Source organism: Enterobacter cloacae subsp. cloacae ATCC 13047, from assembly GCF_000025565.1.
GTDB lineage: Bacteria > Pseudomonadota > Gammaproteobacteria > Enterobacterales > Enterobacteriaceae > Enterobacter > Enterobacter cloacae.
The window spans coordinates 1,233,286-1,254,937 of record NC_014121.1; the positions used below are offsets into that span (position 1 = coordinate 1,233,286).

At 55.5% G+C, this 21,652-nt stretch carries 23 protein-coding genes and 1 other RNA gene; 18 read left to right on the top strand and 6 right to left on the bottom strand.

The window, feature by feature from the left end; all coding sequences use genetic code 11:
* Positions 1-59: 59 nt before the first annotated feature.
* The 6 genes from hupB (at position 60) to ECL_RS05855 (ending at position 4,160) form a co-directional block, all read left to right on the top strand.
* Positions 60-332 (top strand): nucleoid-associated protein HU-beta, encoded by a 273-nt coding sequence (hupB, locus tag ECL_RS05830; protein WP_002444653.1) that lies wholly within the window; start codon positions 60-62, stop codon positions 330-332.
* Positions 333-544: 212 nt separating this feature from the next.
* Positions 545-2,416 (top strand): peptidylprolyl isomerase, encoded by a 1,872-nt coding sequence (gene ppiD / locus ECL_RS05835; protein ID WP_013095860.1) that lies wholly within the window; start codon positions 545-547, stop codon positions 2,414-2,416.
* 148 nt (positions 2,417-2,564) lie between these two features.
* Positions 2,565-2,945 (top strand): helix-hairpin-helix domain-containing protein, encoded by a 381-nt coding sequence (locus ECL_RS05840; RefSeq protein ID WP_013095861.1) that lies wholly within the window; start codon positions 2,565-2,567, stop codon positions 2,943-2,945.
* Positions 2,946-3,044: 99 nt separating this feature from the next.
* Complete coding sequence (locus ECL_RS05845) at positions 3,045-3,443, top strand: YbgC/FadM family acyl-CoA thioesterase (protein WP_013095862.1); 399 nt, start codon at positions 3,045-3,047, stop codon at positions 3,441-3,443.
* Between the two features lie 47 nt (positions 3,444-3,490).
* Complete coding sequence (locus ECL_RS05850) at positions 3,491-3,844, top strand: type II toxin-antitoxin system RelE/ParE family toxin (RefSeq protein WP_044158855.1); 354 nt, start codon at positions 3,491-3,493, stop codon at positions 3,842-3,844.
* Positions 3,831-4,160 carry an addiction module antidote protein gene (locus ECL_RS05855; protein WP_013095863.1) on the top strand — a complete coding sequence of 110 codons (330 nt, stop codon included), beginning with the start codon at positions 3,831-3,833 and terminating at the stop codon, positions 4,158-4,160. Before ECL_RS05850 ends, ECL_RS05855 begins: the two co-directional genes overlap by 14 nt.
* Positions 4,161-4,162: 2 nt before the next feature.
* Here the strand turns inward: ECL_RS05855 and queC are convergent, their stop codons facing one another.
* Both queC and ECL_RS05865 read right to left on the bottom strand, forming a co-directional pair.
* On the bottom strand, positions 4,163-4,858 hold the full coding sequence (gene queC / locus ECL_RS05860; RefSeq protein WP_013095864.1) for a 7-cyano-7-deazaguanine synthase QueC: 696 nt from the start codon (positions 4,856-4,858) through the stop codon (positions 4,163-4,165).
* A gap of 66 nt (positions 4,859-4,924) precedes the next feature.
* The gene (locus ECL_RS05865) at positions 4,925-6,625 is read right to left on the bottom strand and encodes an SgrR family transcriptional regulator (RefSeq protein ID WP_013095865.1); all 1,701 of its coding nucleotides are present in this window, start codon (positions 6,623-6,625) and stop codon (positions 4,925-4,927) included.
* A gap of 101 nt (positions 6,626-6,726) precedes the next feature.
* Between ECL_RS05865 and cof the strand changes: the two genes are divergently transcribed.
* Entirely contained in the window at positions 6,727-7,545 is an 819-nt protein-coding gene (gene cof / locus ECL_RS05870) for an HMP-PP phosphatase (protein WP_013095866.1), read from the top strand.
* Positions 7,546-7,586: 41 nt separating this feature from the next.
* Here cof and ECL_RS05875 read toward each other — a convergent pair whose 3' ends face one another.
* A complete protein-coding gene (locus ECL_RS05875; RefSeq protein WP_013095867.1) occupies positions 7,587-8,633 on the bottom strand; it encodes a PLP-dependent cysteine synthase family protein in 1,047 nt (348 codons plus the stop codon).
* A 115-nt stretch (positions 8,634-8,748) separates the two neighbouring features.
* Between ECL_RS05875 and ECL_RS05880 the strand changes: the two genes are divergently transcribed.
* The 5 genes from ECL_RS05880 to amtB all read left to right on the top strand — a co-directional run bounded on the left by ECL_RS05880 (position 8,749) and on the right by amtB (position 14,667).
* Positions 8,749-9,207 carry an Lrp/AsnC family transcriptional regulator gene (locus tag ECL_RS05880; protein WP_013095868.1) on the top strand — a complete coding sequence of 153 codons (459 nt, stop codon included), beginning with the start codon at positions 8,749-8,751 and terminating at the stop codon, positions 9,205-9,207.
* Positions 9,208-9,237: 30 nt separating this feature from the next.
* Positions 9,238-11,010: a SmdA family multidrug ABC transporter permease/ATP-binding protein gene (locus tag ECL_RS05885; protein ID WP_013095869.1), complete on the top strand. Its 1,773-nt coding sequence runs from the start codon at positions 9,238-9,240 to the stop codon at positions 11,008-11,010.
* A complete protein-coding gene (locus tag ECL_RS05890) occupies positions 11,003-12,784 on the top strand; it encodes a SmdB family multidrug efflux ABC transporter permease/ATP-binding protein (protein WP_013095870.1) in 1,782 nt (593 codons plus the stop codon). The genes ECL_RS05885 and ECL_RS05890 overlap by 8 nt, the downstream gene beginning before the upstream one ends.
* 222 nt (positions 12,785-13,006) lie before the next feature.
* Positions 13,007-13,345 carry a P-II family nitrogen regulator gene (glnK, locus tag ECL_RS05895; protein WP_008503304.1) on the top strand — a complete coding sequence of 113 codons (339 nt, stop codon included), beginning with the start codon at positions 13,007-13,009 and terminating at the stop codon, positions 13,343-13,345.
* Between the two features lie 35 nt (positions 13,346-13,380).
* Entirely contained in the window at positions 13,381-14,667 is a 1,287-nt protein-coding gene (gene amtB / locus ECL_RS05900) for an ammonium transporter AmtB (protein WP_013095872.1), read from the top strand.
* A gap of 614 nt (positions 14,668-15,281) precedes the next feature.
* Here amtB and tesB read toward each other — a convergent pair.
* The gene (gene tesB, locus ECL_RS05905) at positions 15,282-16,142 is read right to left on the bottom strand and encodes an acyl-CoA thioesterase II (protein ID WP_013095873.1); all 861 of its coding nucleotides are present in this window, start codon (positions 16,140-16,142) and stop codon (positions 15,282-15,284) included.
* A 203-nt stretch (positions 16,143-16,345) separates the two neighbouring features.
* Between tesB and ECL_RS05910 the strand changes: the two genes are divergently transcribed.
* Positions 16,346-16,873 carry a YbaY family lipoprotein gene (locus tag ECL_RS05910; RefSeq protein WP_013095874.1) on the top strand — a complete coding sequence of 176 codons (528 nt, stop codon included), beginning with the start codon at positions 16,346-16,348 and terminating at the stop codon, positions 16,871-16,873.
* 29 nt (positions 16,874-16,902) lie between these two features.
* Here the strand turns inward: ECL_RS05910 and ECL_RS05915 are convergent, their stop codons facing one another.
* Positions 16,903-17,214 (bottom strand): MGMT family protein, encoded by a 312-nt coding sequence (locus ECL_RS05915; protein WP_013095875.1) that lies wholly within the window; start codon positions 17,212-17,214, stop codon positions 16,903-16,905.
* Positions 17,215-17,383: 169 nt separating this feature from the next.
* Between ECL_RS05915 and ffs the strand changes: the two genes are divergently transcribed.
* The 3 genes from ffs (at position 17,384) to ECL_RS05930 (ending at position 18,210) form a co-directional block, all read left to right on the top strand.
* An RNA gene (gene ffs / locus ECL_RS05920) (signal recognition particle sRNA small type) lies at positions 17,384-17,480 on the top strand.
* Positions 17,481-17,746: 266 nt separating this feature from the next.
* Complete coding sequence (locus ECL_RS05925; protein ID WP_013095876.1) at positions 17,747-17,998, top strand: hypothetical protein; 252 nt, start codon at positions 17,747-17,749, stop codon at positions 17,996-17,998.
* A complete protein-coding gene (locus tag ECL_RS05930) occupies positions 17,995-18,210 on the top strand; it encodes a hypothetical protein (protein ID WP_013095877.1) in 216 nt (71 codons plus the stop codon). The genes ECL_RS05925 and ECL_RS05930 overlap by 4 nt, the downstream gene beginning before the upstream one ends.
* A gap of 78 nt (positions 18,211-18,288) precedes the next feature.
* On the opposite strand, the gene yczR is transcribed toward ECL_RS05930, so the two are convergent.
* Positions 18,289-19,710 carry a MocR-like transcription factor YczR gene (gene yczR, locus ECL_RS05935; protein WP_013095878.1) on the bottom strand — a complete coding sequence of 474 codons (1,422 nt, stop codon included), beginning with the start codon at positions 19,708-19,710 and terminating at the stop codon, positions 18,289-18,291.
* Between the two features lie 85 nt (positions 19,711-19,795).
* Here yczR and yczE point away from each other — a divergent pair, with 85 nt between their 5' ends.
* Both yczE and ECL_RS05945 read left to right on the top strand, forming a co-directional pair.
* Complete coding sequence (yczE, locus tag ECL_RS05940; protein WP_013095879.1) at positions 19,796-20,407, top strand: membrane protein YczE; 612 nt, start codon at positions 19,796-19,798, stop codon at positions 20,405-20,407.
* 77 nt (positions 20,408-20,484) lie between these two features.
* Positions 20,485-21,555: a LacI family DNA-binding transcriptional regulator gene (locus ECL_RS05945; protein WP_013095880.1), complete on the top strand. Its 1,071-nt coding sequence runs from the start codon at positions 20,485-20,487 to the stop codon at positions 21,553-21,555.
* Positions 21,556-21,652: the final 97 nt, after the last annotated feature.

The following is a 21,652-nucleotide window of genomic DNA, read 5'->3' on the forward strand; positions in this document are numbered from 1 at the left end:
CGCGGTCGCGTTGTGAAGGATTCAGGCGCGATATAAATTATAAAGAGAGGAAGAGAACAGTGAATAAATCTCAACTGATTGACAAAATTGCTGCTGGTGCTGATATTTCTAAAGCTGCAGCTGGACGTGCGTTAGATGCATTAATTGCTTCTGTTACTGAATCTCTGCAGGCTGGGGACGACGTTGCACTGGTAGGCTTCGGTACTTTTGCTGTTAAAGAGCGTGCTGCCCGTACTGGCCGCAACCCTCAGACCGGTAAAGAGATCACCATTGCTGCCGCTAAAGTGCCGGGTTTCCGTGCAGGTAAAGCGCTGAAAGACGCAGTAAACTGATTGCTTTCCCGTTTCAGGGAAGCCGAAAAGTACAAGGGCGCATCATTTGATGTGCCTTTTTTATTTGTCCAGACCTGATTTGTGCGAGTTTATGCGAGTTGTGGGCTGACAATCGCCCCGTTTTCTTGTCACAATACGCCTTTACGCGCGACGGTCAGGATTTTCCGTTAGCGTCAGGTAACCAGTCACCTACAGCGGAGTGTTGTTACACCATGATGGACAGCTTACGCACGGCTGCTAACAGTCTCGTGCTCAAGATTATTTTCGGTATCATTATCGTGTCGTTCATATTGACCGGCGTGAGCAGTTACCTTATCGGCGGTGGCGCAAACTATGCCGCAAAAGTGAACGGCCAGGAAATCAGCCGCGGTCAGTTCGAGAACGCGTTTGCCGGTGAACGTAACCGTATGCAGCAACAGCTGGGCGACCAATTCTCTGAGCTGGCTGCGAACGAAGGATACATGAAAACCCTGCGCCAGCAGACGCTGAACCGCTTGATTGACGAAGCGCTCCTCGATCAATATGCCAAAAAACTGGGTCTGGGTATCAGCGATGAGCAGGTTAAAAAAGCCATCTTCTCGACTCAGGCTTTCCAGTCTAACGGCAAGTTCGACAACGCTCGCTATAACAGCATTGTGAATCAGATGGGCATGACGGCCGATCAATACGCGCAGGCGCTGCGTAACCAGCTGACGACGCAACAGCTCATCAATGCGGTGGTTGGTACTGATTTCATGCTTAAGGGTGAAACTGACGAACTGGCAGCCCTGGTGGCACAGCAGCGTGTTGTGCGTCAGGCGACCATCGATGTGAATGCGCTCGCGGCGAAGCAGCAGGTGAGCGACGCAGAGGTTAACGCCTGGTACGAGCAGAATAAAAACAGCTTTGTTGCACCTGAGCAGTTCCGCGTGAGCTATATCAAGCTGGATGCTGCTGCGTTGCAGGAAACCGCGACTGATGCAGAAATCCAGTCTTACTACGATCAGCATCAGGATCAGTTCACTCAGCCGCAGCGTAACCGCTACAGCGTGATTCAGACCAAAACCGAAGCCGATGCCAAAGCGGTGCTGGATGAGCTGAACAAAGGCGCAGATTTCGCCACCGTTGCGAAAGCAAAATCCACCGACATCATTTCTGCCAAAAATGGCGGCGATATGGGCTGGCTGGAAGCGGCGACTACGCCGGATGAGCTGAAAAATGCCGGTCTGAAAGACAAGGGTCAGCTGTCGGGTGTGATTAAATCGTCCGTTGGTTTCCTGGTTGCGCGTCTGGATGATATCGAAGCCGCTAAAACCAAACCTCTGGCTGAGGTGCGTGATGATATCGCCGCCAAAGTGAAGCAGGAAAAAGCGCTTGATGCGTACTATGCCCTGCAGCAGAAAGTGAGCGATGCGGCGAGCAACGACAACGAATCTCTGGCCGGTGCAGAGCAGGCTGCTGGCGTGAAAGCGGTTGAGACCGGCTGGTTTGGCCGTGACAACCTGCCGGAAGAGCTGAACTTCAAACCGGTTTCGGATGCCATCTTCAACGGTGGTCTCGTGGGTGAGAACGGTACGCCGGGCAGCAACTCCGATATCATTACCGTTGACGGTGACCGTGCGTTTGTTCTGCGCGTGAGCGAGCACAAGCCTGAAGCGATAAAACCGCTGGCGGAAGTGAAAGATCAGGTTGTGGCGCAGGTTAAACATAGCAAAGCGGAACAGCAGGCAAAACTGGATGCTGAGAAGATCCTGGCTGACCTGAAAGCCGGTAAAGAAGACGCCCTTAAAGCGGCGGGTCTGAGCTTCGGTGACGCGAAAACGCTGAGCCGTACCGGTCAGGACCCAATCAGCCAGGCTGTGTTTGGTCTGAGCCTGCCAGCGAAAGACAAACCGAGCTTCGGGACAACAACCGACATGCAGGGGAACGTCGTTCTGCTGGCGCTGGATGAAGTGAAAGCCGGCACCATGCCAGAAGCGCAAAGGAAAGCAATGGTTCAGGGTATCACCCAGAACAATGCCCAGATTGCTTTCGAAGCGATGATGAGCAACCTGCGTAAAGAAGCCAAAATCAAGCTGGGCGATGCCATCACTCAGCAGCAATAATTACGTATCTGCTCGCAGATTTTCGTAACGCTCTGCAAACCCTGAAGGCCGCTTTCGCGGCCTTTTCCATTTCTGCAAATGCATGTTTGAGCCTCTTTTGGCTGACGGCTATGGTGACATGGCTGTCAACAAACAAGGAGATAACAGCATGAAATGTGGAATCAAAGCACTGCTAATCACACTGGCTATTGCCACTACCGGAATGAGCGCAGGCGCACTGGCGGCGGCCCCCGCAGCCAAAACGCAGTCTGTACAGAGCAAAACTGACCCCGCTGCACAGGCATCTGCCCAAACTAAAGCCGCTGAACCTGGCAAAAGCACAGAGGACGACGGTACACGCGTCAGCATCAATACGGCCTCGGCTGAAGATCTCGCCCGCGTGATGAACGGCGTAGGGCTCAAAAAAGCGCAGGCTATCGTCAGCTACCGTGAAGAGTACGGCCCGTTTAAAACGGTTGACGACCTCAGGCAGGTTCCGGGGATGGGCAATTCACTGGTTGAGCGCAACCTCTCACACCTGACGTTGTAATCTCAGTTTTACTTGCACAGCAGCAAAAGTTTGCCAGGATAAAGAGGTCATACCAGTCTTGACCTCTTATCCTATAACAACAGTAAAGGCTATTGCGCTATGCAGACAAAAATCAAAGTACGCGGTTTTCATCTTGATGTTTACCAGCACGTGAATAACGCCCGCTATCTCGAATTTCTGGAAGAGGCGCGCTGGGATGGGCTGGAAAACAGCGAAAGCTTCCAATGGCTGACCGCGCACAACATCGCGTTCGTGGTCGTCAACATCAATATCAACTACCGTCGCCCGGCCGTGCTGGGGGATGTGCTTACAGTGACCAGCCAGGTGCAACAGCTAAACGGGAAGAGCGGCGTGCTCAGTCAGATCGTGACGCTGGATCCGGAAGGGCAGGTGGTAGCCGATGCGCTGATCACCTTCGTTTGTATCGATCTGAAAACGCAGAAAGCACTGCCGCTGGAAGGGGAGTTGCGGGAAAAGCTGGAGCTGATGATCGTGTGATTTTTTGTCTTTTATAAAAGACAAAATGTTTTTCCAGGGATAGAATAATGGACAGGGACTATGTTGTTGAGCGTTATCGGACCCGTGACGGCAAAGTGCCGTTTGAGGAGTGGATAACCAGGATGCGTAGAAAGGGTCCGGAGACTGTTTTACGGATCCTTATGCGTATTAACCGTGCAATAAAGCATAATTTTGGTGATTACAAATACCTTAGAGAAGGTGTTTGGGAGATGCGAATTGATAGTGGTCCCGGTTACAGGATCTATTTTGCCGTAGAGCATCAGAGGGTCTTGTTGTTACTCATCGGTGGTGACAAGAAGAGTCAAAAACAAGATGTTAAACAGGCGGTAGATTTCTTGAAAGATCATCTATCTAAAGGAAAAACAGATGAGCACTTCTAAACGACACTATTCAAGTTCTGTTAACCATCACGATGCGGTTGTAAAAATGCTTCGTGAAAACCCTTCCTACGCTCAACTTTACCTGCAAATAGCACTGGAAGAAATTTATGAGGATCAGGGGATCCCTGCCTATCTCATTGCACTCCGCCAGGTCATCGAATCCCGCGGCGGCATAGGTGAAATTGCTGCCAAAGCAGGTCTTTCCCGCCAGCAGCTATACCGAACCTTGTCTGATAATGGCAATCCAACACTGACGACGCTAATGAAAGTCACGCGTGCTGCCGGTGTAAAACTGTTCGACAGCACGGTCAAATAACCCTATTTCAGCCCGGTTTTTTTCTGCATTGCGGCCATCACACCGGCTTTATCTGCCAGGTAGTGATTCAAGCCATTGGCACGCAGGTTACAGGCGGCGCACTGGCCGCATCCGTCGCCCTTGATGCCGTTGTAGCAGGTCAGGGTTTCGCTGCGAACCAGATCCAGCTTGCCCCAGTAGTCCGCCAGTGCCCAGGTTTCCGCTTTATCAAGCCACATTAGCGGCGTTTCAAAGCGCGTCTCCTTGGCCATCCCCAGATTTACCGCATGATTAAGCGCTTTTACAAACTCGTCGCGGCAGTCCGGGTAACCGGAGAAGTCGGTTTCGCAAACGCCGGTGATCACCGCTTCGGCTTGCACCTGGTAGGCGTAGATGGCCGTCAGGGTCAGAAAAAGAATATTACGGCCCGGCACAAAGGTATTGGGAATACCGCTGGCGTCAGGTTTGTAATCAGGAACAGGAATACTGTCGCGAGTGAGGCTGCTGACGGCCAGTTCGTTTAACAGCGTGACGTCCAGCACCTTATGCGCGCGTGCGCCCAGTTTCAGCGCCAGTTCGCGGGCAACGTCGATTTCAGCGCGATGGCGCTGGCCATAATCGAAAGTGACACAATGCACTTCATCGTACTGGTGAAGCGCCTGAACCAGGCAGGTAGTGGAATCTTGTCCTCCGCTGAACACGACGACGGCACGTTTCATAAATCATCTCGACAGTTACGGTAAAAACATTATGTTACCGTCTGACTTCGGCGACGACCAGCTTCTTCACGACCGGGGGGCTGGAAGCCAGGCTTCAGTGAAATCAAACCAGCCACGGGTATTCAGTCGTATTCCGTTTACTCCCGGTGGTGCGCTGATTTGATACTGGTAGTTAAACAGCGGCGTCAGCACCGCATTATCCATCAGCCGGGTAAAGATGGCTCTCAGGCCAGCGTGTCTTGCCTGCTCATCGGCCTGAGTCTGTACGGCATCCAGCGTGGCCTGCAGATGCGCAACTTGCGGCGCGCTTAGCAGATGCGGCCAGAGGGTATCGCACCGAAGCCACTGTTCAAGCGTGTACTCCGGCGCTTCGCCAATCAGCCTGTCTCCCATCATCATGTCCGCATCGGCAAGCTGCGGACACCCGTCCCACGTCTTCGCATCGTGAAAGATAACGGTCAGTTCGCAGCCCTGCTGCGCAAGGTACTGTTTTAGCTGGTTTGCCATGGTGTGTAACTCAACGGGCAAATGGTAAACGAGGGTTAACGCTGCCGGTAAAGGAACGTGCGTTAAATCCGGCCACCGGGGAATAGGCAGGCCTGGAAGCAGCTCTTCTGTTGGGGTAATCAACCCTTCGTTCAGCGGGAGCGTATGCAGCAGCGTTGAGAGATGGATGATATTAATTAGCCGTCGAGCCTGCAGTTCATTCATCCGGTCGCGCTGTTTCAGGGTGAGATAACAGAAGCCCAGGCTGGTGCTGTTACTTACCAGCCGCAGGCTCTCCAGTTCATCAGGCTCGCCAATGGCAATCTGGACCGGATGACGACAGCTGGTCCCCAGTCCGTAATCAAATAGCGTCGGCGTGATCCAGTATTCAATCGCCTTGATCAGCGGGTGGCTAAGATGGTACTGCTCGTGGCTTTCCAGACGCACCAGCTCGGAATCAAACACGCTCAGCCTGAAAGGGCCGCTGCCCGTCATGGGCTGATCGGGGTGGGCCAGACGGCTACAGTAGGTCGCCAGACGATGGGGCAACCAGTAGTCCGGTTGATGCAGGGTAAACGTCAGGCACTGCGGGTGAGTGACCTCGATATCTAATACGCTCTGGAACAGTTTGCGCAGGGCTGGCAGCATAAGCAGGGCCTTCAGGCTCCGCTGCAACTGCGTTGTCTCAATTTTGTCGCCATTATGCCAGTGCAGGGTCGAGCGGATATAAAAATGCCAGCGCAGGCCGCCATCCGTGACTTCCCAGTGATGGGCAAGATCGCCCGTCGGTTCGCTGCTGTTGCCGTTAAAGCGCGTCAGCCCGGAGAAAACCTGGCCTGCCAGGTGCTGCTCCGCCCGGCCGGGTAAAAAGCCAGGCTGCAGCGCATCCAGCGAGCGGTAATAGGGAATGCGCAGCGTCGGCGTATCGTTTTGCCACTGTCCGCCCAAAAAGGGATGCAGCAACTCCCGCAACTCTTCCGGCGCAAGCTGGGCTAGCTCCAGGGCGTTATGCTGCTGCCCATGCTTCAGCGCTTCTTCCATCATCGTATTGCGCAGTGATTCCGGGCTGACATAAAACCTGAGCTCGCCGCGCTTGCCGCGACCAGGCTGCGCATGCCAGTTCAGCCAGCCAGCCTCCTGCGCCTGACGCAGCAGGGTGCGAACATGCCGCTCGCTGCAAAAACAGCGGCTGGCGAGCTCCGCAATGGTGACCTGCTGCGGTGCCCCTTCGGAGGGCTGCCACAGGCGTTGATACTGTTTGAGGCGGTTGAGCTGGCGCATAATAAACCCGGAACAATAATTCTCATCTATTCACTATTACTTCCGTATATCCCACGCAATACTGATGCACAAGTTAATCGCATCACATTTCGGGAGTTATGATGGCTCGGCTCGCTGCATTTGATATGGACGGCACGTTGTTAATGCCGGATCACCGTTTAGGGGAGAAAACCCTGAACACCCTTAAGCGCCTGCGTGAGCGTGATGTAACCCTGACGTTTGCCACTGGCCGTCATGTGCTGGAGATGCGCCATCTGCTGGGCGCATTTTCCCTGGATGCATTTCTGATTACCGGCAACGGAACACGAATTCATTCGGTCGAAGGGGAGGTGCTGCACCGTCAGGATCTCAACCCGGAAGTGGCGGATATCGTGCTGCACAGTACCTGGGATACCCAGGCCAGCGTTCATGTCTTTAACGATAACGGCTGGTTTACCGGTCGTGAAATCCCTCAACTTCTCCATGCGCATGTCTACAGCGGTTTTCGCTATCAGCTGATGGATCTGCGCCGCATACCTGCCCACGCGGTGACCAAGATCTGTTTTTGTGGCGATCACGACGATCTCTGCCGCTTACGTATTCAGTTGAATGAGGCGTTAGGCGACCGGGCCCATCTGACCTTTTCGGCGGTGGATTGTCTGGAAGTGTTGCCGGTGGGGTGTAACAAAGGTTCTGCCCTGGCGGTCCTGAGCGACCACCTGGGCTTGACGCTGCAGGAGTGTATGGCGTTTGGTGACGCCATGAACGACCGCGAGATGCTGGGCAGCGTCGGGCGCGGTTTGATTATGGAGAATGCTATGCCGCAGCTGATCTCTGCGCTTCCTCATCTGCCGGTTATCGGACACTGCCGTAATGAAGCGGTGTCCCATTTTTTAACACATTGGCTGGACAACAACACCCTCCCATATTCCCCCGAATAGTGAGACCCTTCCAGCAAGCCAGACTTCGGTCTGGCTTTTTTTTATTTCACCAGCTGTGCGATTTGCGCTTGCCACGGCGCAATATCACCAATGTTTGCCTGCACCCACTCCGCGTTGTAATAGGTTTCCAGGTAGCGCTCCCCGCTGTCGCACAGCAGCGTGACGATAGAGCCCGTGCGGCCCTCTTCACGCATGCGTGCTGCCAGCTGCAGCGCACCCCACATATTGGTACCGGTAGAGGCACCCACCTTGCGGCCCAATTGCGTCTCCAGCCAGTGGGCCGTCGCGACGCTGGCGGCATCCGGTACGCGGAGCATTTCATCCACTACATCAGGAATGAACGACGGCTCAACGCGCGGGCGGCCAATCCCTTCAATTTTACTGCCCACCGGACTGCGCAGGTCGGCATTGCGGCTTTGCCAGTAGTCGAGGAAGACCGAGTTTTGCGGATCAACCACCATCAGTTGCGTATCGTAGCCCTGACAGCGGATATAGCGGCCAATGGTGGCCGAGGTTCCGCCCGTACCGGCGCTCATGACGATATATGACGGAACCGGATGAGGCTCATGAGTCATCTGGCGGAAAATACTGTCCGCAATATTATTATTGCCACGCCAGTCGGTTGCACGCTCGGCGAAGGTGAACTGATCCATATAGTGGCCGTTCAGCTCACGGGCCAGCATTTCCGAGGCGGCGTAAATTTCGCAGGCGCTTTCTACAAAGTGGCAGCGTCCGCCATAAAATTCGATCTGTTCGATTTTGCGTTTCGCGGTGCAGGAGGGCATGACAGCGATAAACGGCAGGCCCAGCAGACGGGCGAAATAGGCTTCGGAGACGGCGGTCGAACCGGATGACGATTCAATAATTGTCGTGCCTTCTTTAATCCAGCCGTTACACAAGCCATACAGGAATAGCGAACGCGCCAGACGATGCTTCAGGCTGCCCGTAGGATGGGTACTTTCATCTTTCAGATACAGCTGAATCCCCGCAAACCCCGGCAGGGCGAGGCGGATTAAATGGGTGTCGGCCGAGCGCTGGTAGTCGGCATTGATTTCGCTGATGGCATGTTTAACCCAGTTGCTATTCATCGTAATTATCCGTTTGTCATTTTGTGCCCAGCATAGCGAAAAGCACAGAAAAAATTGTTGCTATCTGGCCTTTAAAATAGAATGAAGGGAGAAAAATTTTCTCTGTGAGGTGGGTATGCTAGATAAAGTTGACCGCAAGCTGCTTTCATTGCTGCAAAGTGACTGCACCCTCTCTTTGCAGGCGCTGGCAGATGCCGTTAATCTGACCACCACACCGTGCTGGAAGCGCCTCAAGAAGCTGGAAGATGACGGCATTCTGCTGGGGCGTGTCGCGTTATTAGATCCCGAAAAACTGGGGCTGGGCCTGACGGCCTTTGTCCTGATAAAAACGCAGCACCACAGCAGCGAATGGTATTGCCGCTTCGTAAACCAGGTCTCTGACATGCCGGAGGTTCTCGGCTTCTGGCGTATGGCCGGGGAGTACGATTATCTGATGCGTGTCCAGGTGGCAGACATGAAGCGCTATGATGATTTCTACAAGCGGCTGGTGAATAGCGTACCGGGCTTGTCGGACGTCACCTCAAGCTTCGCCATGGAACAGATTAAATACACCACAGCGTTACCCATTGAATAACTCCATAAAATACCTTCAGGAACAAACCGCGTGCGATTATTTGCCCAACTAAGCTGGTACTTTCGTCGGGAGTGGCAGCGCTACCTCGGCGCAGTTCTCCTGCTTATCATCATTGCCATTTTGCAGCTGATCCCGCCGAAGGTGGTGGGCTACGTCGTGGATGGCGTTACGGAACAGCATTACACCACCGCACGGGTGTTGATGTGGGTTGGCACGCTGGTGCTGACGGCCGTCATCGTCTATTTGCTGCGTTACGTCTGGCGCGTGCTGCTGTTTGGCGCGTCCTATCAGCTGGCCGTTGAGCTGCGCGAGGATTTTTACCGTCAGCTTAGTCGCCAGCACCCCGAGTTTTACCTGCGCCATCGCACCGGGGATCTCATCGCCCGCGCCACCAACGACGTCGATCGCGTGGTGTTCGCAGCCGGGGAAGGGGTGTTAACGCTGGTGGATTCGCTGGTGATGGGCTGCGCGGTTCTGATTGTGATGTCCACTCAGATCAGCTGGCAACTTACCCTGCTGGCATTGCTGCCGATGCCGCTGATGGCGCTGGCGATCAACCGTTATGGCGAACAACTGCACGAACGTTTCAAGCTGGCGCAGGCGGCGTTTTCGTCACTAAACGATCGCACGCAGGAGAGTATGACCAGCATCCGCATGATCAAAGCCTTTGGTCTGGAGGATCGGCAATCTGCCCTGTTTGCGGCCGATGCCGCAGACACCGGCGCAAAAAACATGCGTGTTGCGCGTATTGATGCGCGCTTTGATCCGACCATCTATATCGCTATTGGCATGGCCAACCTGTTGGCCGTCGGTGGCGGGAGCTGGATGGTGGTGCAGGGCACCTTGACCCTGGGGCAGTTAACCAGTTTTGCCATGTACCTGGGGCTGATGATTTGGCCGATGCTGGCGCTGGCCTGGATGTTTAACATCGTGGAGCGCGGCAGTGCCGCCTATAGCCGCATTCGCGCCATGTTGTCTGAAGCGCCAGTGGTCAACGACGGTACCGAACCGGTACCGGAAGGGCGTGGGGTGATGAACGTCAACATCCGTACGTTTGTTTATCCGCAGACGGAACATCCGGTGCTGGAAAACGTCAGCTTTACGCTGCAACCGGGGCAAATGCTCGGGATCTGTGGCCCGACGGGATCCGGCAAAAGTACCGTTCTTTCGCTGCTCCAGCGTCACTTTGATGTCACGCAGGGGGATATTCGTTTCCACAATCTTCCCCTCACGACACTGCAACTTGACGACTGGCGTCGCCGACTGGCCGTGGTCAGCCAGACGCCGTTTCTCTTTTCTGACACCGTGGCGAACAACATAGCCCTTGGCTGTCCATCGGCCACGCAGGAAGAGATTGAGCATGTGGCGCGCTTAGCCAGCGTACATGACGATATTTTGCGTCTGCCTCAGGGGTATGAAACGGAGGTGGGTGAACGTGGCGTTATGCTCTCTGGCGGGCAAAAACAGCGAATTTCCATTGCCCGTGCGCTGCTGCTCAATGCTGAAATCCTGATCCTGGATGATGCGCTTTCTGCTGTGGATGGTCGAACCGAGCACCAGATCCTGCATAACCTTCGCCAGTGGAGCGACGGACGGACGGTGATCATCAGTGCCCACCGTTTGTCGGCGCTGACGGAAGCCAGTGAAATTCTGGTGTTGCAGCACGGGCACATTGCCCAGCGCGGGCAGCATGACCAGCTTGCGGAGCAACCGGGCTGGTATCGCGATATGTATCGCTATCAGCAGCTTGAAGCGGCACTCGACGATGCCCCGGAACAGGAAGAGGAGGACGCTAATGCGTAAATCAAAAACGCAGTGGCCGACGCTAAAACGCCTGCTGGCCTACGGTTCGCCATGGCGAAAACCCCTTGCTCTTGCCGTCGTGCTGCTGTGGATTGCGGCGATTGCAGAAGTGAGTGGTCCGCTGCTCATCAGTTATTTCATCGACAATATGGTTGCGAAAAGCTATTTGCCGCTGGGGCTGGTGGCGGGGTTAGGCGTGGCCTATGTGGGGCTACAGCTGGCAGCGGCTGGCCTGCACTATGCGCAGTCGCTACTCTTTAACCGGGCGGCGGTGGGTGTGGTTCAGAAGCTGCGTACCGACGTTATGGATGCTGCGCTGCGCCAGCCGCTGAGCGAGTTTGATATCCAGCCGGTCGGGCAGGTGATTTCGCGGGTGACCAACGATACCGAGGTGATCCGCGATCTGTACGTGACGGTCGTGGCGACCGTGCTGCGCAGTGCCGCGCTGATTGGCGCCATGCTGGTGGCGATGTTCAGCCTTGACTGGCGCATGGCGCTGGTGGCGATCGCGATTTTCCCGGCAGTGCTGATTGTGATGGTGATCTATCAGCGCTACAGCACGCCTATTGTACGTCGGGTGCGGACCTACCTGGCCGATATTAACGATGGCTTCAACGAAGTGATCAACGGCATGAGCGTCATCCAGCAGTTCCGCCAGCAGGCTCGCTTTGGCGAACGCATGGGCGAAGCCAGCCGTTCGCACTATATGGCGCGTATGCAGACGCTGCGCCTTGATGGTTTCCTGCTGCGTCCGCTGCTGAGCCTCTTCTCGGCGCTGGTGCTTTGTGGCCTGCTGATGCTCTTTGGCCTGAGTCCGGGCGGAACGATTGAAGTGGGGGTTCTGTATGCTTTTATCAGCTATCTGGGACGCCTGAACGAGCCGCTGATTGAACTCACAACCCAACAATCCATGTTGCAGCAGGCAGTGGTTGCCGGCGAGCGCGTCTTTGAACTGATGGACAGACCGCGTCAGACCTATGGTGAGGATACAGCACCGCTGCAAAGCGGGGCGATTACGTTTGACCATGTCTCGTTTGCCTACCGTGAAGACAGGCTGGTGTTGCAGGACATCAATCTTGATGTGCCGTCGCGCGGCTTTGTGGCGCTGGTGGGGCATACCGGCAGCGGCAAGAGTACGCTTGCAAGCCTGTTGATGGGCTACTACCCGTTAACGAAAGGCGAAATTCGTCTGGATGGACGTCCGCTGGCGTCGCTCAGCCACAGCGTATTGCGTAAAGGCGTAGCGATGGTGCAGCAAGACCCGGTCGTGCTGGCCGATACCTTTTACGCCAACGTGACCCTGGGGCGTGATTATACCGAGGAGCAGGTCTGGGCAGTGCTGGAAAAAGTGCAGCTCGCTGAGCTAGCACGCGGATTCAGCGACGGAATCAACACCCGGCTGGGCGAGCAGGGGAATAATCTTTCTGTCGGGCAAAAACAGCTTCTGGCGCTGGCGCGTGTGCTGATTGAAACGCCACAGGTGCTGATTCTGGATGAAGCGACGGCCAGCATCGACTCCGGTACTGAACAGGCTATCCAGCAGGCACTGGCCGCCGTGCGCGATCACACGACGCTGGTGGTTATCGCGCACCGTCTTTCAACGATTGTCGACGCAGATACCATTCTGGTGCTGCATCGCGGGCAGGCCGTTGAACGCGGTACGCACCGGGCGCTCCTGGAGGCGAAAGGCCGCTACTGGCAGATGTATCAGCTGCAACTGGCGGGTGAAGAGCTGGCGGCCAGCGTCCGTGAGGAAGAGTCGCTTAGCGCCTGATGCACCAAAAACAGGCAACGTGCTAACAGTCACCGCTGTTGGTGCAAAACCGAAACGCGCCATGCACTGCCATGGTGCGTTTTTTTTCACCTGTTGACCATGAATGGTCTTTTAACGCGCATTGCACCGCTTTTCCCTTCCGTTTTCATTTCTGGCACACCCCTTGCAATGTCTCCTGCGTGTTAGCTGCGGCCATTACCGAATTCTGACTGGAGGGGATCTATGAAGCTGGTTACGGTGGTAATCAAACCATTCAAACTCGAAGACGTGCGTGAAGCGTTGTCTTCAATGGGTATTCAGGGACTGACTGTCACCGAAGTGAAAGGCTTCGGTCGTCAGAAGGGTCATGCCGAGCTTTATCGCGGGGCGGAATACAGCGTTAATTTCCTGCCAAAAGTAAAAATTGATGTCGCGATTGCTGATGACCAGCTTGATGAAGTCATCGATGTGATCAGCAAAGCGGCCTATACCGGCAAAATTGGCGACGGCAAAATTTTCGTTGCCGAACTGCAGCGTGTCATTCGCATCCGTACCGGCGAATCTGACGAAGCGGCACTGTAAGTAACTCCTGGCACACAGTGATAGGGATCGAGAAAATGAAGATAGCAACAATCAAAACGGGTCTGGGTTCGCTGGCACTGCTGCCGGGCCTGGCAATGGCTGCTCCTGCGGTGGCAGACAAAGCCGATAACGCCTTTATGATGATCAGCACCGCGCTGGTGCTGTTCATGTCTATTCCGGGCATCGCGCTGTTTTACGGCGGCCTGATCCGTGGCAAAAACGTTCTCTCCATGCTGACGCAGGTTGCCGTGACGTTCGCGCTGGTTTGCGTGCTGTGGGTGGTCTACGGCTACTCTCTGGCCTTCGGTGAAGGTAACGCCTTCTTCGGCAACTTCAACTGGGCCATGTTGAAAAATATTGAACTGACCGCGGTGATGGGCAGTTTCTATCAGTACATCCACGTTGCGTTCCAGGGATCGTTCGCCTGTATCACCGTGGGGCTGATTGTGGGTGCGCTGGCTGAGCGTATTCGCTTCTCTGCCGTTCTGATCTTTGTGGTGGTCTGGCTGACGCTCTCCTATGTGCCGATTGCACACATGGTCTGGGGTGGCGGTCTGCTGGCGTCGCACGGCGCGCTGGATTTCGCAGGCGGTACCGTTGTTCACATCAACGCTGCGGTGGCGGGTCTGGTGGGGGCATACCTGATTGGCAAACGCGTGGGCTTTGGCAAAGAAGCGTTCAAACCACACAACCTGCCGATGGTCTTTACCGGTACAGCAATCCTCTATTTTGGCTGGTTCGGCTTCAACGCTGGCTCTGCGAGCGCTGCTAACGAAATCGCTGCGCTGGCCTTCGTGAATACCGTGGTGGCCACGGCGGGTGCAATCCTCTCATGGGTGTTTGGTGAGTGGGCGGTTCGCGGTAAACCTTCTCTGCTGGGCGCGTGCTCGGGTGCCATTGCCGGTCTGGTGGGGATCACCCCAGCATGTGGTTACGTCGGTGTCGGTGGTGCGCTGCTTGTCGGCCTGGTGTCAGGTCTGGCGGGTCTGTGGGGTGTGACGGCGCTGAAACGTCTTCTGCGCGTGGATGACCCTTGCGATGTCTTTGGCGTGCACGGCGTGTGCGGTATCGTCGGTTGTATCATGACCGGTATCTTCGCCGCGAAATCGCTGGGCGGAGTGGGTTACGCTGAGGGCGTTGACATGGTTCACCAGGTGCTGGTACAGCTGGAAAGTATCGCCATTACCGTTGTGTGGTCTGCTGTGGTGGCCTTCATTGGTTACAAACTGGCGGACATGACAGTGGGTCTGCGCGTACCGGAAGAGCAGGAACGCGAAGGTCTCGACGTCAACAGCCACGGCGAGAATGCGTATAACGCATAATAAACAGCAAAACGGCAATCTCCGATTGCCGTTTTTAGTATTTATTCCCTCTCCCTGTGGGAGAGGGCCAGGGTGAGGGCATCAGGCCGCACAAGGTAAAAGCAAAACGGCAATCCCTGATTGCCGTTTTTAGTATTTATTCCCTCTCCCTGTGGGCTGAGGGTTCCCCACAAAATAATGCCTGCACGGAGGACTCCCTCTCCCTTGAGGGAGAGGGCTGGGGTGAGGGGGAACATATGGCTGTAGAGGTAATTCCGTTCACTTTACTTTCCTTGCTGCTCTGTAACAACATGACCCGTGAACGTGCCAGGGTGGCTCAGTCGCCACCACCCTGGCGACCCGGGCTCCCGGCGGTAAATCGCCGCTTCGCGGTGCCCTCGGCTTATTCCTTCCGGCTTATCGGGGACGGGCGGATGTAACGTCCCTGTAAAGCCGCCCTCTCGGCGCATCCATGCGCCTCGCCCCGGCCTGCAGGAAACGCCTCAGCGATTTACAGCCGGACCAGGACGTCGCTGTAAATCATTCATTTTCCTGAAACAACATTCGTCGCTTCCGGTAAAAAAATTACTGGGGATCCCTCAGCCCTGTGGGAGAGGGCCAGGGTGAGGGCATCATCACCCGCGATTACGCATCACCCCTTCCTGCACCGTCGAGGCGACCAGCACGCCGTCCTGCGTATAAAACTCTCCACGTACAAACCCGCGAGCGCTGGACGCCGAGGTGCTTTCCACGCTGTAGAGTAGCCAGTCATTCATGTTAAATGGACGATGGAACCACATCGAGTGATCGATCGTCGCAACCTGCATCCCTTTTTCAAGGAACCCTACGCCGTGCGGCTGCAGTGCAACCGGCAGGAAGTTAAAATCTGACGCATAGCCCAGCAGATACTGATGCACGCGGAAATCCTCTGGTACGGTGCCGTTGGCGCGGATCCAGACCTGGCGTTTCGGCTCGGCCGTATGGCCTTTCATCGGGTTATGGAATTCGACCGGACGGATCTCCAGAGGTTTATCACAAAGGAATTTCTCTTTGACCTGCGGTGGCAGCAAGTGGGCCAGCGCGCGGGCGATATCGGTCTCCGATTTGAGATCGTCCGGCGACGGTGCCGCTGGCATCGTTTTCTGGTGCTCATAACCCGGTTCCGGTGCCTGGAAAGAGGCGGTCATGTAAAAGATGGGCTTGCCATTCTGAATGGCTGCCACGCGGCGCGCGCTAAAGCTGTTGCCGTCACGCAGCACTTCTACATCGTACACAATGGGTTTTGCGCTATCGCCAGGACGCAGAAAATAGCTGTGAAAGGAGTGCACCAGACGGTCTGCCGGGACGGTCTCCTTGGCAGCGTACAGTGCCTGTCCGACGACCTGCCCGCCGAAGACCTGACGCAAGCCCAAATCTTCGCTCTGTCCGCGAAAGAGACCTTCCTCTATTTTTTCCAGATTCAGTAATGTCAGCAGATTGTTCAGTGCCTGACTCATAGTTGTCCTCAATAAACGCCGTGGCGAAAGATATGCAGAGTATAACGCAGAAATGAAAGTGGTCCGACGGGTAGAATTATCTGAATATCAGGGAGAATTTAGGCATTAATCAGTGATCTGTGCCACACTTGAATACGATATGTGTTTGAAACGACATCGGATGGGATCGATCCCGCTGGTGCATTGATGATAAGGAGACTTCAATGAAACTCGTGCCCATGCTAAGTGGTGTAGCTATTGCGGTGGCGTTGTCCGCCTGTGCAGGTAAGAGCGCCCAGGTGCCGGTGCCAGCAGCAGATCCAAATGGGATTAATACACTCTCACAGCAATCCATTCAGCAACCTAATGTTTCCGGTACTATCTGGATCAAACAGCGAGTCGCTTTACCACCGGATGCGGTATTAACGGTCACGCTGTCTGATGCTTCTCTGGCCGACGCGCCGTCGAAAGTGGTGGCCCAGCGTGCTGTTCGTACCGAAGGTAAGCAGGCACCGTTTAGCTTCGTGCTGCCGTATAACCCGGCAGACGTACAGCCGAACGCCCGTATCCTTCTGAGCGCTGCGGTAACCATCAACGGTAAGCTGGTGTTTATTACCGATACGGTTCAGGAAGCCATCAACAACGGTGGGACGAAAATCGACCTGAACCTGGTGCCGGTGCAGCAAACCGAAGTGCCGATTGCACCACAGACGAACCAACCGTCTGTACCTACCCCACCGACTCAGCTGTAATGTGTTCCCCTCTCCTTCGGGGGAGGGGGTCAATACACCCAGCGATACTTCTGCAAATCAATCTGCCCTGACCCGGACACCTGTACCCCTTCTGAAAGTAATGCCTGCCTCTGGCGCTGCAAATCCGGCCCGGTGAGCGAGATGGCACCATGACGATTCACAACCCGATGCCAGGGCAATGTACTGCCTTCAGGAAGCCGTTTTAGCACGCCACCCACCTGACGCGCCGCGCGGGGGGAGCCAGCAAGACGTGCGACGTCACCATAGGTTGTCACGTAGCCCTCCGGAATGGAGGCCACAATTTGCCACACTCGCTGTGGAAAGGAGTCGTGTTCGTCCATCAGTACACCTGTGGGGATGAGTGAAGTGCCATGTTAAACGAAGATTGCGCCGATTGCTGTGCCTGTTTGCGCAAGAAACCACCATCCGGTTGCTGGCAGCTTGCAATTGACCGTTAGCACAGGGATAATGCGCCAGCGCGTTGGGTAACAACGCTCACAATGGGGGCTCTGTTGGTTCTCCCGCAACGCTACTCTGTTCACCAGGTCAGGTCCGGAAGGAAGCAGCCAGGGCAGACGACGTGTGTGCCGGGATGTAGCTGGCAGGGTCCCCACCCATTTGTGCTTCTGGCAACATCTCCCCGTTTTTTTACTTCCTTCCGGCATGGCTATTCCACAGAATTAACAGGGTTTAATTCGTGGTGTAATATATATTTCATCGCGCTGAAATATTACTGTCATAAACTTGTAATAATAGACTGTCATTTTATTTCTGGGCGTCTTTTTTCTGTCATAAGTTAAAAATATATATCTGGATTACATTGTTAACATCGTGTATTAAATAAAGCACTTATTCCGAAGGGAAGTGACAATCATGGCTACTGCGGTATTAAACGTTAAGATTGACGAAGCGCTAAAAGACAGACTTCGCCACTATGCGGAAGTGAATAACGAAAACTTAAGCGTGACCACAGAGAAGTTGCTGCTGCTGGCATTTGAAGCCGCAGACGAGGTGGGAGTATCGGAAGAGGATATTGATAATCAGCATACGGAAGAAGAGAGTGTAACGCCTTTTACTCCTAAAGAAATCAAAGCTCTACGTAAACTTCTGAAGAAGAGAAAATGAAACAACAACTATCGACCGCCAGTGACTACAAAGAAGCCTGCGATCTGTTGCGTTCAGGCTACGTGAAGCATGTCCGTCTTGGCTGGAATGTAGGAAGTGATGAGTTCTTTCGTATTGCGTCTGACTGGTGTGATACCGGCGCAAAAATAAAGAAAGACGGTGAAAGTTTTGTTATTTCACTGAAAGGTTTTCCTATTCCTCCTCAGCACTGATTCCTGACTGGTGAAAACTGCTGACTGCCGTATGACAGTCAGCAGTTTTTATTTTATGATCCACTTCAAACTTTTATATTAAACAAGACTGCGTTTTACCGACGGCGCGGTTTTATTTAATGCGAGCCAAACCGGTTTGATTCGTAGCAACGCCTGCTCAAGCTCTGCCGACTCAAGCGAGAAGGGCATGCGTAAGTAGCGGTCAAACGCACCCGATAACCCAAAGCGTGTGCCGGTTCCCAGATTAATCCCCAACATCTCTGCACGTGCGGCGAGTTGTGTCGCCAGCATGCCCGGCAGCTCGATCCAGTAGGATAGCCCGCCTTCCGCCTCCTGAAACCGCCACTGGGGAAAATGTTCGCGCAGCAGTTCACCGCAGCGGTCGCGTCGCTCCTTCAGTATTTTCCGGCGCGCAGGCAGAAATGTCTCGCTATTGCTGATAAGCCACAGCGTGGCCAGCTGTTCCAGCAGCGGCGAGCCTAAATCCAGCGTATCCCGCGTCTGGGCAAGTGTGGCAATGGTGCGCGACGAGGCGCGGATCCAGCCGAGGCGCAGCCCACCCCAGAAACTTTTTCCCGCCGAACCCAGGGTGATCACCGTAGCCTGCGAATTAAACGACGCCAGCGGCGGCGGGGGCGGTGCTTCAAACCAGAGATCGACCATCGTTTCATCGACCACCAGCGTGGTACGGGTGCGAGCGGCAATGTCGGTTATTGCCTGACGGGTGGCGATATCCATGCATCGCCCTGTTGGATTGTGAAAATCCGGCATCAGGTACGCCAGGCGCGGTGCTGTCTGCGCAAGTGTGGCGGCAAAGCCATCCGTATCCCAGCCGCTTTCCGGCAGCGACACGCCCACCGGCCGACACGATGCCCCCTGGATGGCTGCAATCGCCAGCGGATAGGTGGGATGATCGACCACGACGCGATCGCCCGGGCCGGCCATCATCCGCAGTACCAGCGCAAAACCGCTGACGGCACCATTGACCACCATCACTTCGTCTGCGCGGGTCGGCAGCCCGCGTGCGGTATAGCGAGCGGCAATGGCGTCGCGCAGAGCCGCCAGGCCGAGCTGATCGTAACCGGTCAGCGTAAGATGCTGGGTGATTGCGGCGAGCGCCCAGGTGTAAGCCTGGTGGATCTCTGGCCCGGCATTCAGGGCGGCAGTGGAGAGATCCAGCGCTGCGCTTGCCGCTGAAAGCGTCGGTATGGCACGGGTATCGGGCAGGATCACGCGTGAACCGCTGCCGTGGCGGCTCTCCAGATACCCTTCCTCTCGCAGATGGGCCAGCGCGCTGCTGATGGTCGTCCGGCTTACATCTAACGCCGTGGCCAGTTCACGTTCACCGGGCAGGCGCGTGCTCAACGCCAGCCTGCCGTCTAGGATCAGCAGGCGCAACGCGTCGGCCAGCTGTCGCCAGAGTGGGGTTCGGGACGGGGTTTGTTGCCAGTGGCCCAAAAGGCGAACCAGCGACTGACTTCCGAAACGGCGTGATGACATATGCAGTCCACTATTTGAAAACTGGACATTAATCATAGTGCCATTTTCGAACAAGATGAAAGCCTGGTTCACTGGAGAAGCTAAAATGGTACGTCGTCTGCTGCAACTGTACGTTGGTTTAGGCCTGTACGGGCTTTCAACCGCGATGTTTATTCGTTCGGATCTGGGGGTTGACCCATGGGATGTGTTTCACCTTGGGGTGGGATTACAACTGGGGATGACCATCGGTACGGTGATTATTTTGACCGGTGCCGCGGTGCTGCTGCTCTGGATCCCGCTGCGTCAGATGCCTGGGCTGGGAACGCTCAGTAACGTAGTCTGTATTGGCCTGGCGGCGGATGCCTCGATGGCCCTTATCCCCGAGCTGGATCTTCTCCCCATTCGGATTGCTCTGCTGGTTGGGGGCATTGTGCTGAACGCGATAGCAACCGGTATGTATATCGGTGCCGGGTTCGGGGCGGGCCCACGCGATGGACTGATGACCGGCATTCACGCCCGGCTGGGGTGGTCAATCCGCAGCGTTCGAACCTCAATTGAAGTGAGTGTTCTGCTGATTGGCTGCGTCCTTGGCGGAACGTTTGGCGTCGGGACGGTACTGTATGCCCTGACCATCGGCCCGCTTATCCAGCTCTGTTTGCCGTGGTTCCGTCAGAAGCCGCGTACGGATAACGTTCCTCAGCCAGAGCGGGTTGTTTAATTTTGCGAAGCGCTCACAGGTATTAATGGCCGCGCTGTGCCACAATAGACGGCTCTGTTAACACCAGGCCGGAACGCATGAAAGCCATTACCCTCTATGATGTTGCCCTCCTTGCGGGGGTGTCTTATCAAACCGTTTCCCGTGTGATTAACGACGCGGAGCATGTTTCTGCCCGGACACGGGAAAAGGTGCAGCAGGCCATGGCGGAGCTGCACTATGTTCCTAACCGTGGCGCGCAGCAGCTGGCGGGCAAGCGCATCCGTACGCTGGGACTGATCACTACCGATCTGGCGCTGCACGCGCCTTCGCAAATTGTCTCTGCGGTCAAATCCCGGGCGGTAGAAAAGGGGGCGAGCGTACTGATCTCAATGGTGGAACATCCGCAACAGTGCCAGACCGCGCTTCAGGAGCTGCTGGCGCAGCGCGTGGAAGCCCTGCTGGTGAACGTGCCGCTTGACGATCCCCATGCCGAACAACTCAAGGCACTGGCGTCGCCCGTGCCGGTGCTGTTTCTGGATGTCTCTCCGTCGGCAGTGGTCAACAGCCTGGTGTTTAATGCTGAACAGGGCGCTCGTCTGGGCGTTGAACATTTGCTGTCGCTCGGGCATCAGCGTATTGCATTGCTGAGCGGGCCGGAAAGCTCTGTTTCCGCTCGTGCCCGTCTGGCGGCATGGAAAGCCGCGCTGGCGGAAGCTGGCCTTGAGGCGGCGGCGGTGGCCTACGGCGACTGGAGCGCAGCCTGCGGTTATGAAAAGGGGCATGCGCTGTTGTCTGCTGCAACGTTACCGGATGCCATTCTGGTGGCTAACGATCAAATGGCGCTGGGGGTGATGCGAGCCTGCGCGGAAAAAGGGGTGACGATCCCGGGCCAGATATCGATAGTGGGGTTTGACGATACCGCCGACAGCGCCTGGTTTTCACCTCCGCTTACCACCATCCGTCAGGCATTTCGCGAGGCAGGTGAACAAAGTGTGGAGTGGCTGCTGGCTCCCGCCCGCCATGAAGCCTGCTGGCAGGTTCAGTTGCCCGTCACGTTGATTAGCCGACAATCCAGTGCCCGTCGCACCCCGCAGCAGGCCGATCGTGAGGATCTTGCGCAACAGCTGAGAAGCCTGGCCCTGCTGGCAGAGCAACTTGCTCGCCAGTAACACTTTTGTGATCTGACTCGCTACACGGCGATCCCACGCTTTACCGCGGCAGTTTGCCAGGGCATGTTGAGTAAAATTGTGAGCGCTTCGCAAAGAG

Excerpts from the sequence above, each read along its gene's own strand:
- ECL_RS05915 (WP_013095875.1), bottom strand. The coding sequence starts at position 17,214 with ATGGACGAACACGACTCCTTTCCACAGCGAGTGTGGCAAATTGTGGCC.
- tesB (WP_013095873.1), bottom strand. The coding sequence starts at position 16,142 with ATGAGTCAGGCACTGAACAATCTGCTGACATTACTGAATCTGGAAAAA.
- ECL_RS05930 (WP_013095877.1), top strand. The coding sequence starts at position 17,995 with ATGAAACAACAACTATCGACCGCCAGTGACTACAAAGAAGCCTGCGAT.
- ECL_RS05910 (WP_013095874.1), top strand. The coding sequence starts at position 16,346 with ATGAAACTCGTGCCCATGCTAAGTGGTGTAGCTATTGCGGTGGCGTTG.
- ECL_RS05850 (WP_044158855.1), top strand. The coding sequence starts at position 3,491 with ATGGACAGGGACTATGTTGTTGAGCGTTATCGGACCCGTGACGGCAAA.
- yczR (WP_013095878.1), bottom strand. The coding sequence starts at position 19,710 with ATGTCATCACGCCGTTTCGGAAGTCAGTCGCTGGTTCGCCTTTTGGGC.
- glnK (WP_008503304.1), top strand. The coding sequence starts at position 13,007 with ATGAAGCTGGTTACGGTGGTAATCAAACCATTCAAACTCGAAGACGTG.
- cof (WP_013095866.1), top strand. The coding sequence starts at position 6,727 with ATGGCTCGGCTCGCTGCATTTGATATGGACGGCACGTTGTTAATGCCG.
- ECL_RS05845 (WP_013095862.1), top strand. The coding sequence starts at position 3,045 with ATGCAGACAAAAATCAAAGTACGCGGTTTTCATCTTGATGTTTACCAG.
- ECL_RS05890 (WP_013095870.1), top strand. The coding sequence starts at position 11,003 with ATGCGTAAATCAAAAACGCAGTGGCCGACGCTAAAACGCCTGCTGGCC.
- ECL_RS05875 (WP_013095867.1), bottom strand. The coding sequence starts at position 8,633 with ATGAATAGCAACTGGGTTAAACATGCCATCAGCGAAATCAATGCCGAC.
- ECL_RS05855 (WP_013095863.1), top strand. The coding sequence starts at position 3,831 with ATGAGCACTTCTAAACGACACTATTCAAGTTCTGTTAACCATCACGAT.
- ECL_RS05945 (WP_013095880.1), top strand. The coding sequence starts at position 20,485 with ATGAAAGCCATTACCCTCTATGATGTTGCCCTCCTTGCGGGGGTGTCT.
- ppiD (WP_013095860.1), top strand. The coding sequence starts at position 545 with ATGATGGACAGCTTACGCACGGCTGCTAACAGTCTCGTGCTCAAGATT.
- amtB (WP_013095872.1), top strand. The coding sequence starts at position 13,381 with ATGAAGATAGCAACAATCAAAACGGGTCTGGGTTCGCTGGCACTGCTG.
- queC (WP_013095864.1), bottom strand. The coding sequence starts at position 4,858 with ATGAAACGTGCCGTCGTCGTGTTCAGCGGAGGACAAGATTCCACTACC.
- ECL_RS05925 (WP_013095876.1), top strand. The coding sequence starts at position 17,747 with ATGGCTACTGCGGTATTAAACGTTAAGATTGACGAAGCGCTAAAAGAC.
- ECL_RS05880 (WP_013095868.1), top strand. The coding sequence starts at position 8,749 with ATGCTAGATAAAGTTGACCGCAAGCTGCTTTCATTGCTGCAAAGTGAC.
- ECL_RS05840 (WP_013095861.1), top strand. The coding sequence starts at position 2,565 with ATGAAATGTGGAATCAAAGCACTGCTAATCACACTGGCTATTGCCACT.
- yczE (WP_013095879.1), top strand. The coding sequence starts at position 19,796 with ATGGTACGTCGTCTGCTGCAACTGTACGTTGGTTTAGGCCTGTACGGG.
- ECL_RS05865 (WP_013095865.1), bottom strand. The coding sequence starts at position 6,625 with ATGCGCCAGCTCAACCGCCTCAAACAGTATCAACGCCTGTGGCAGCCC.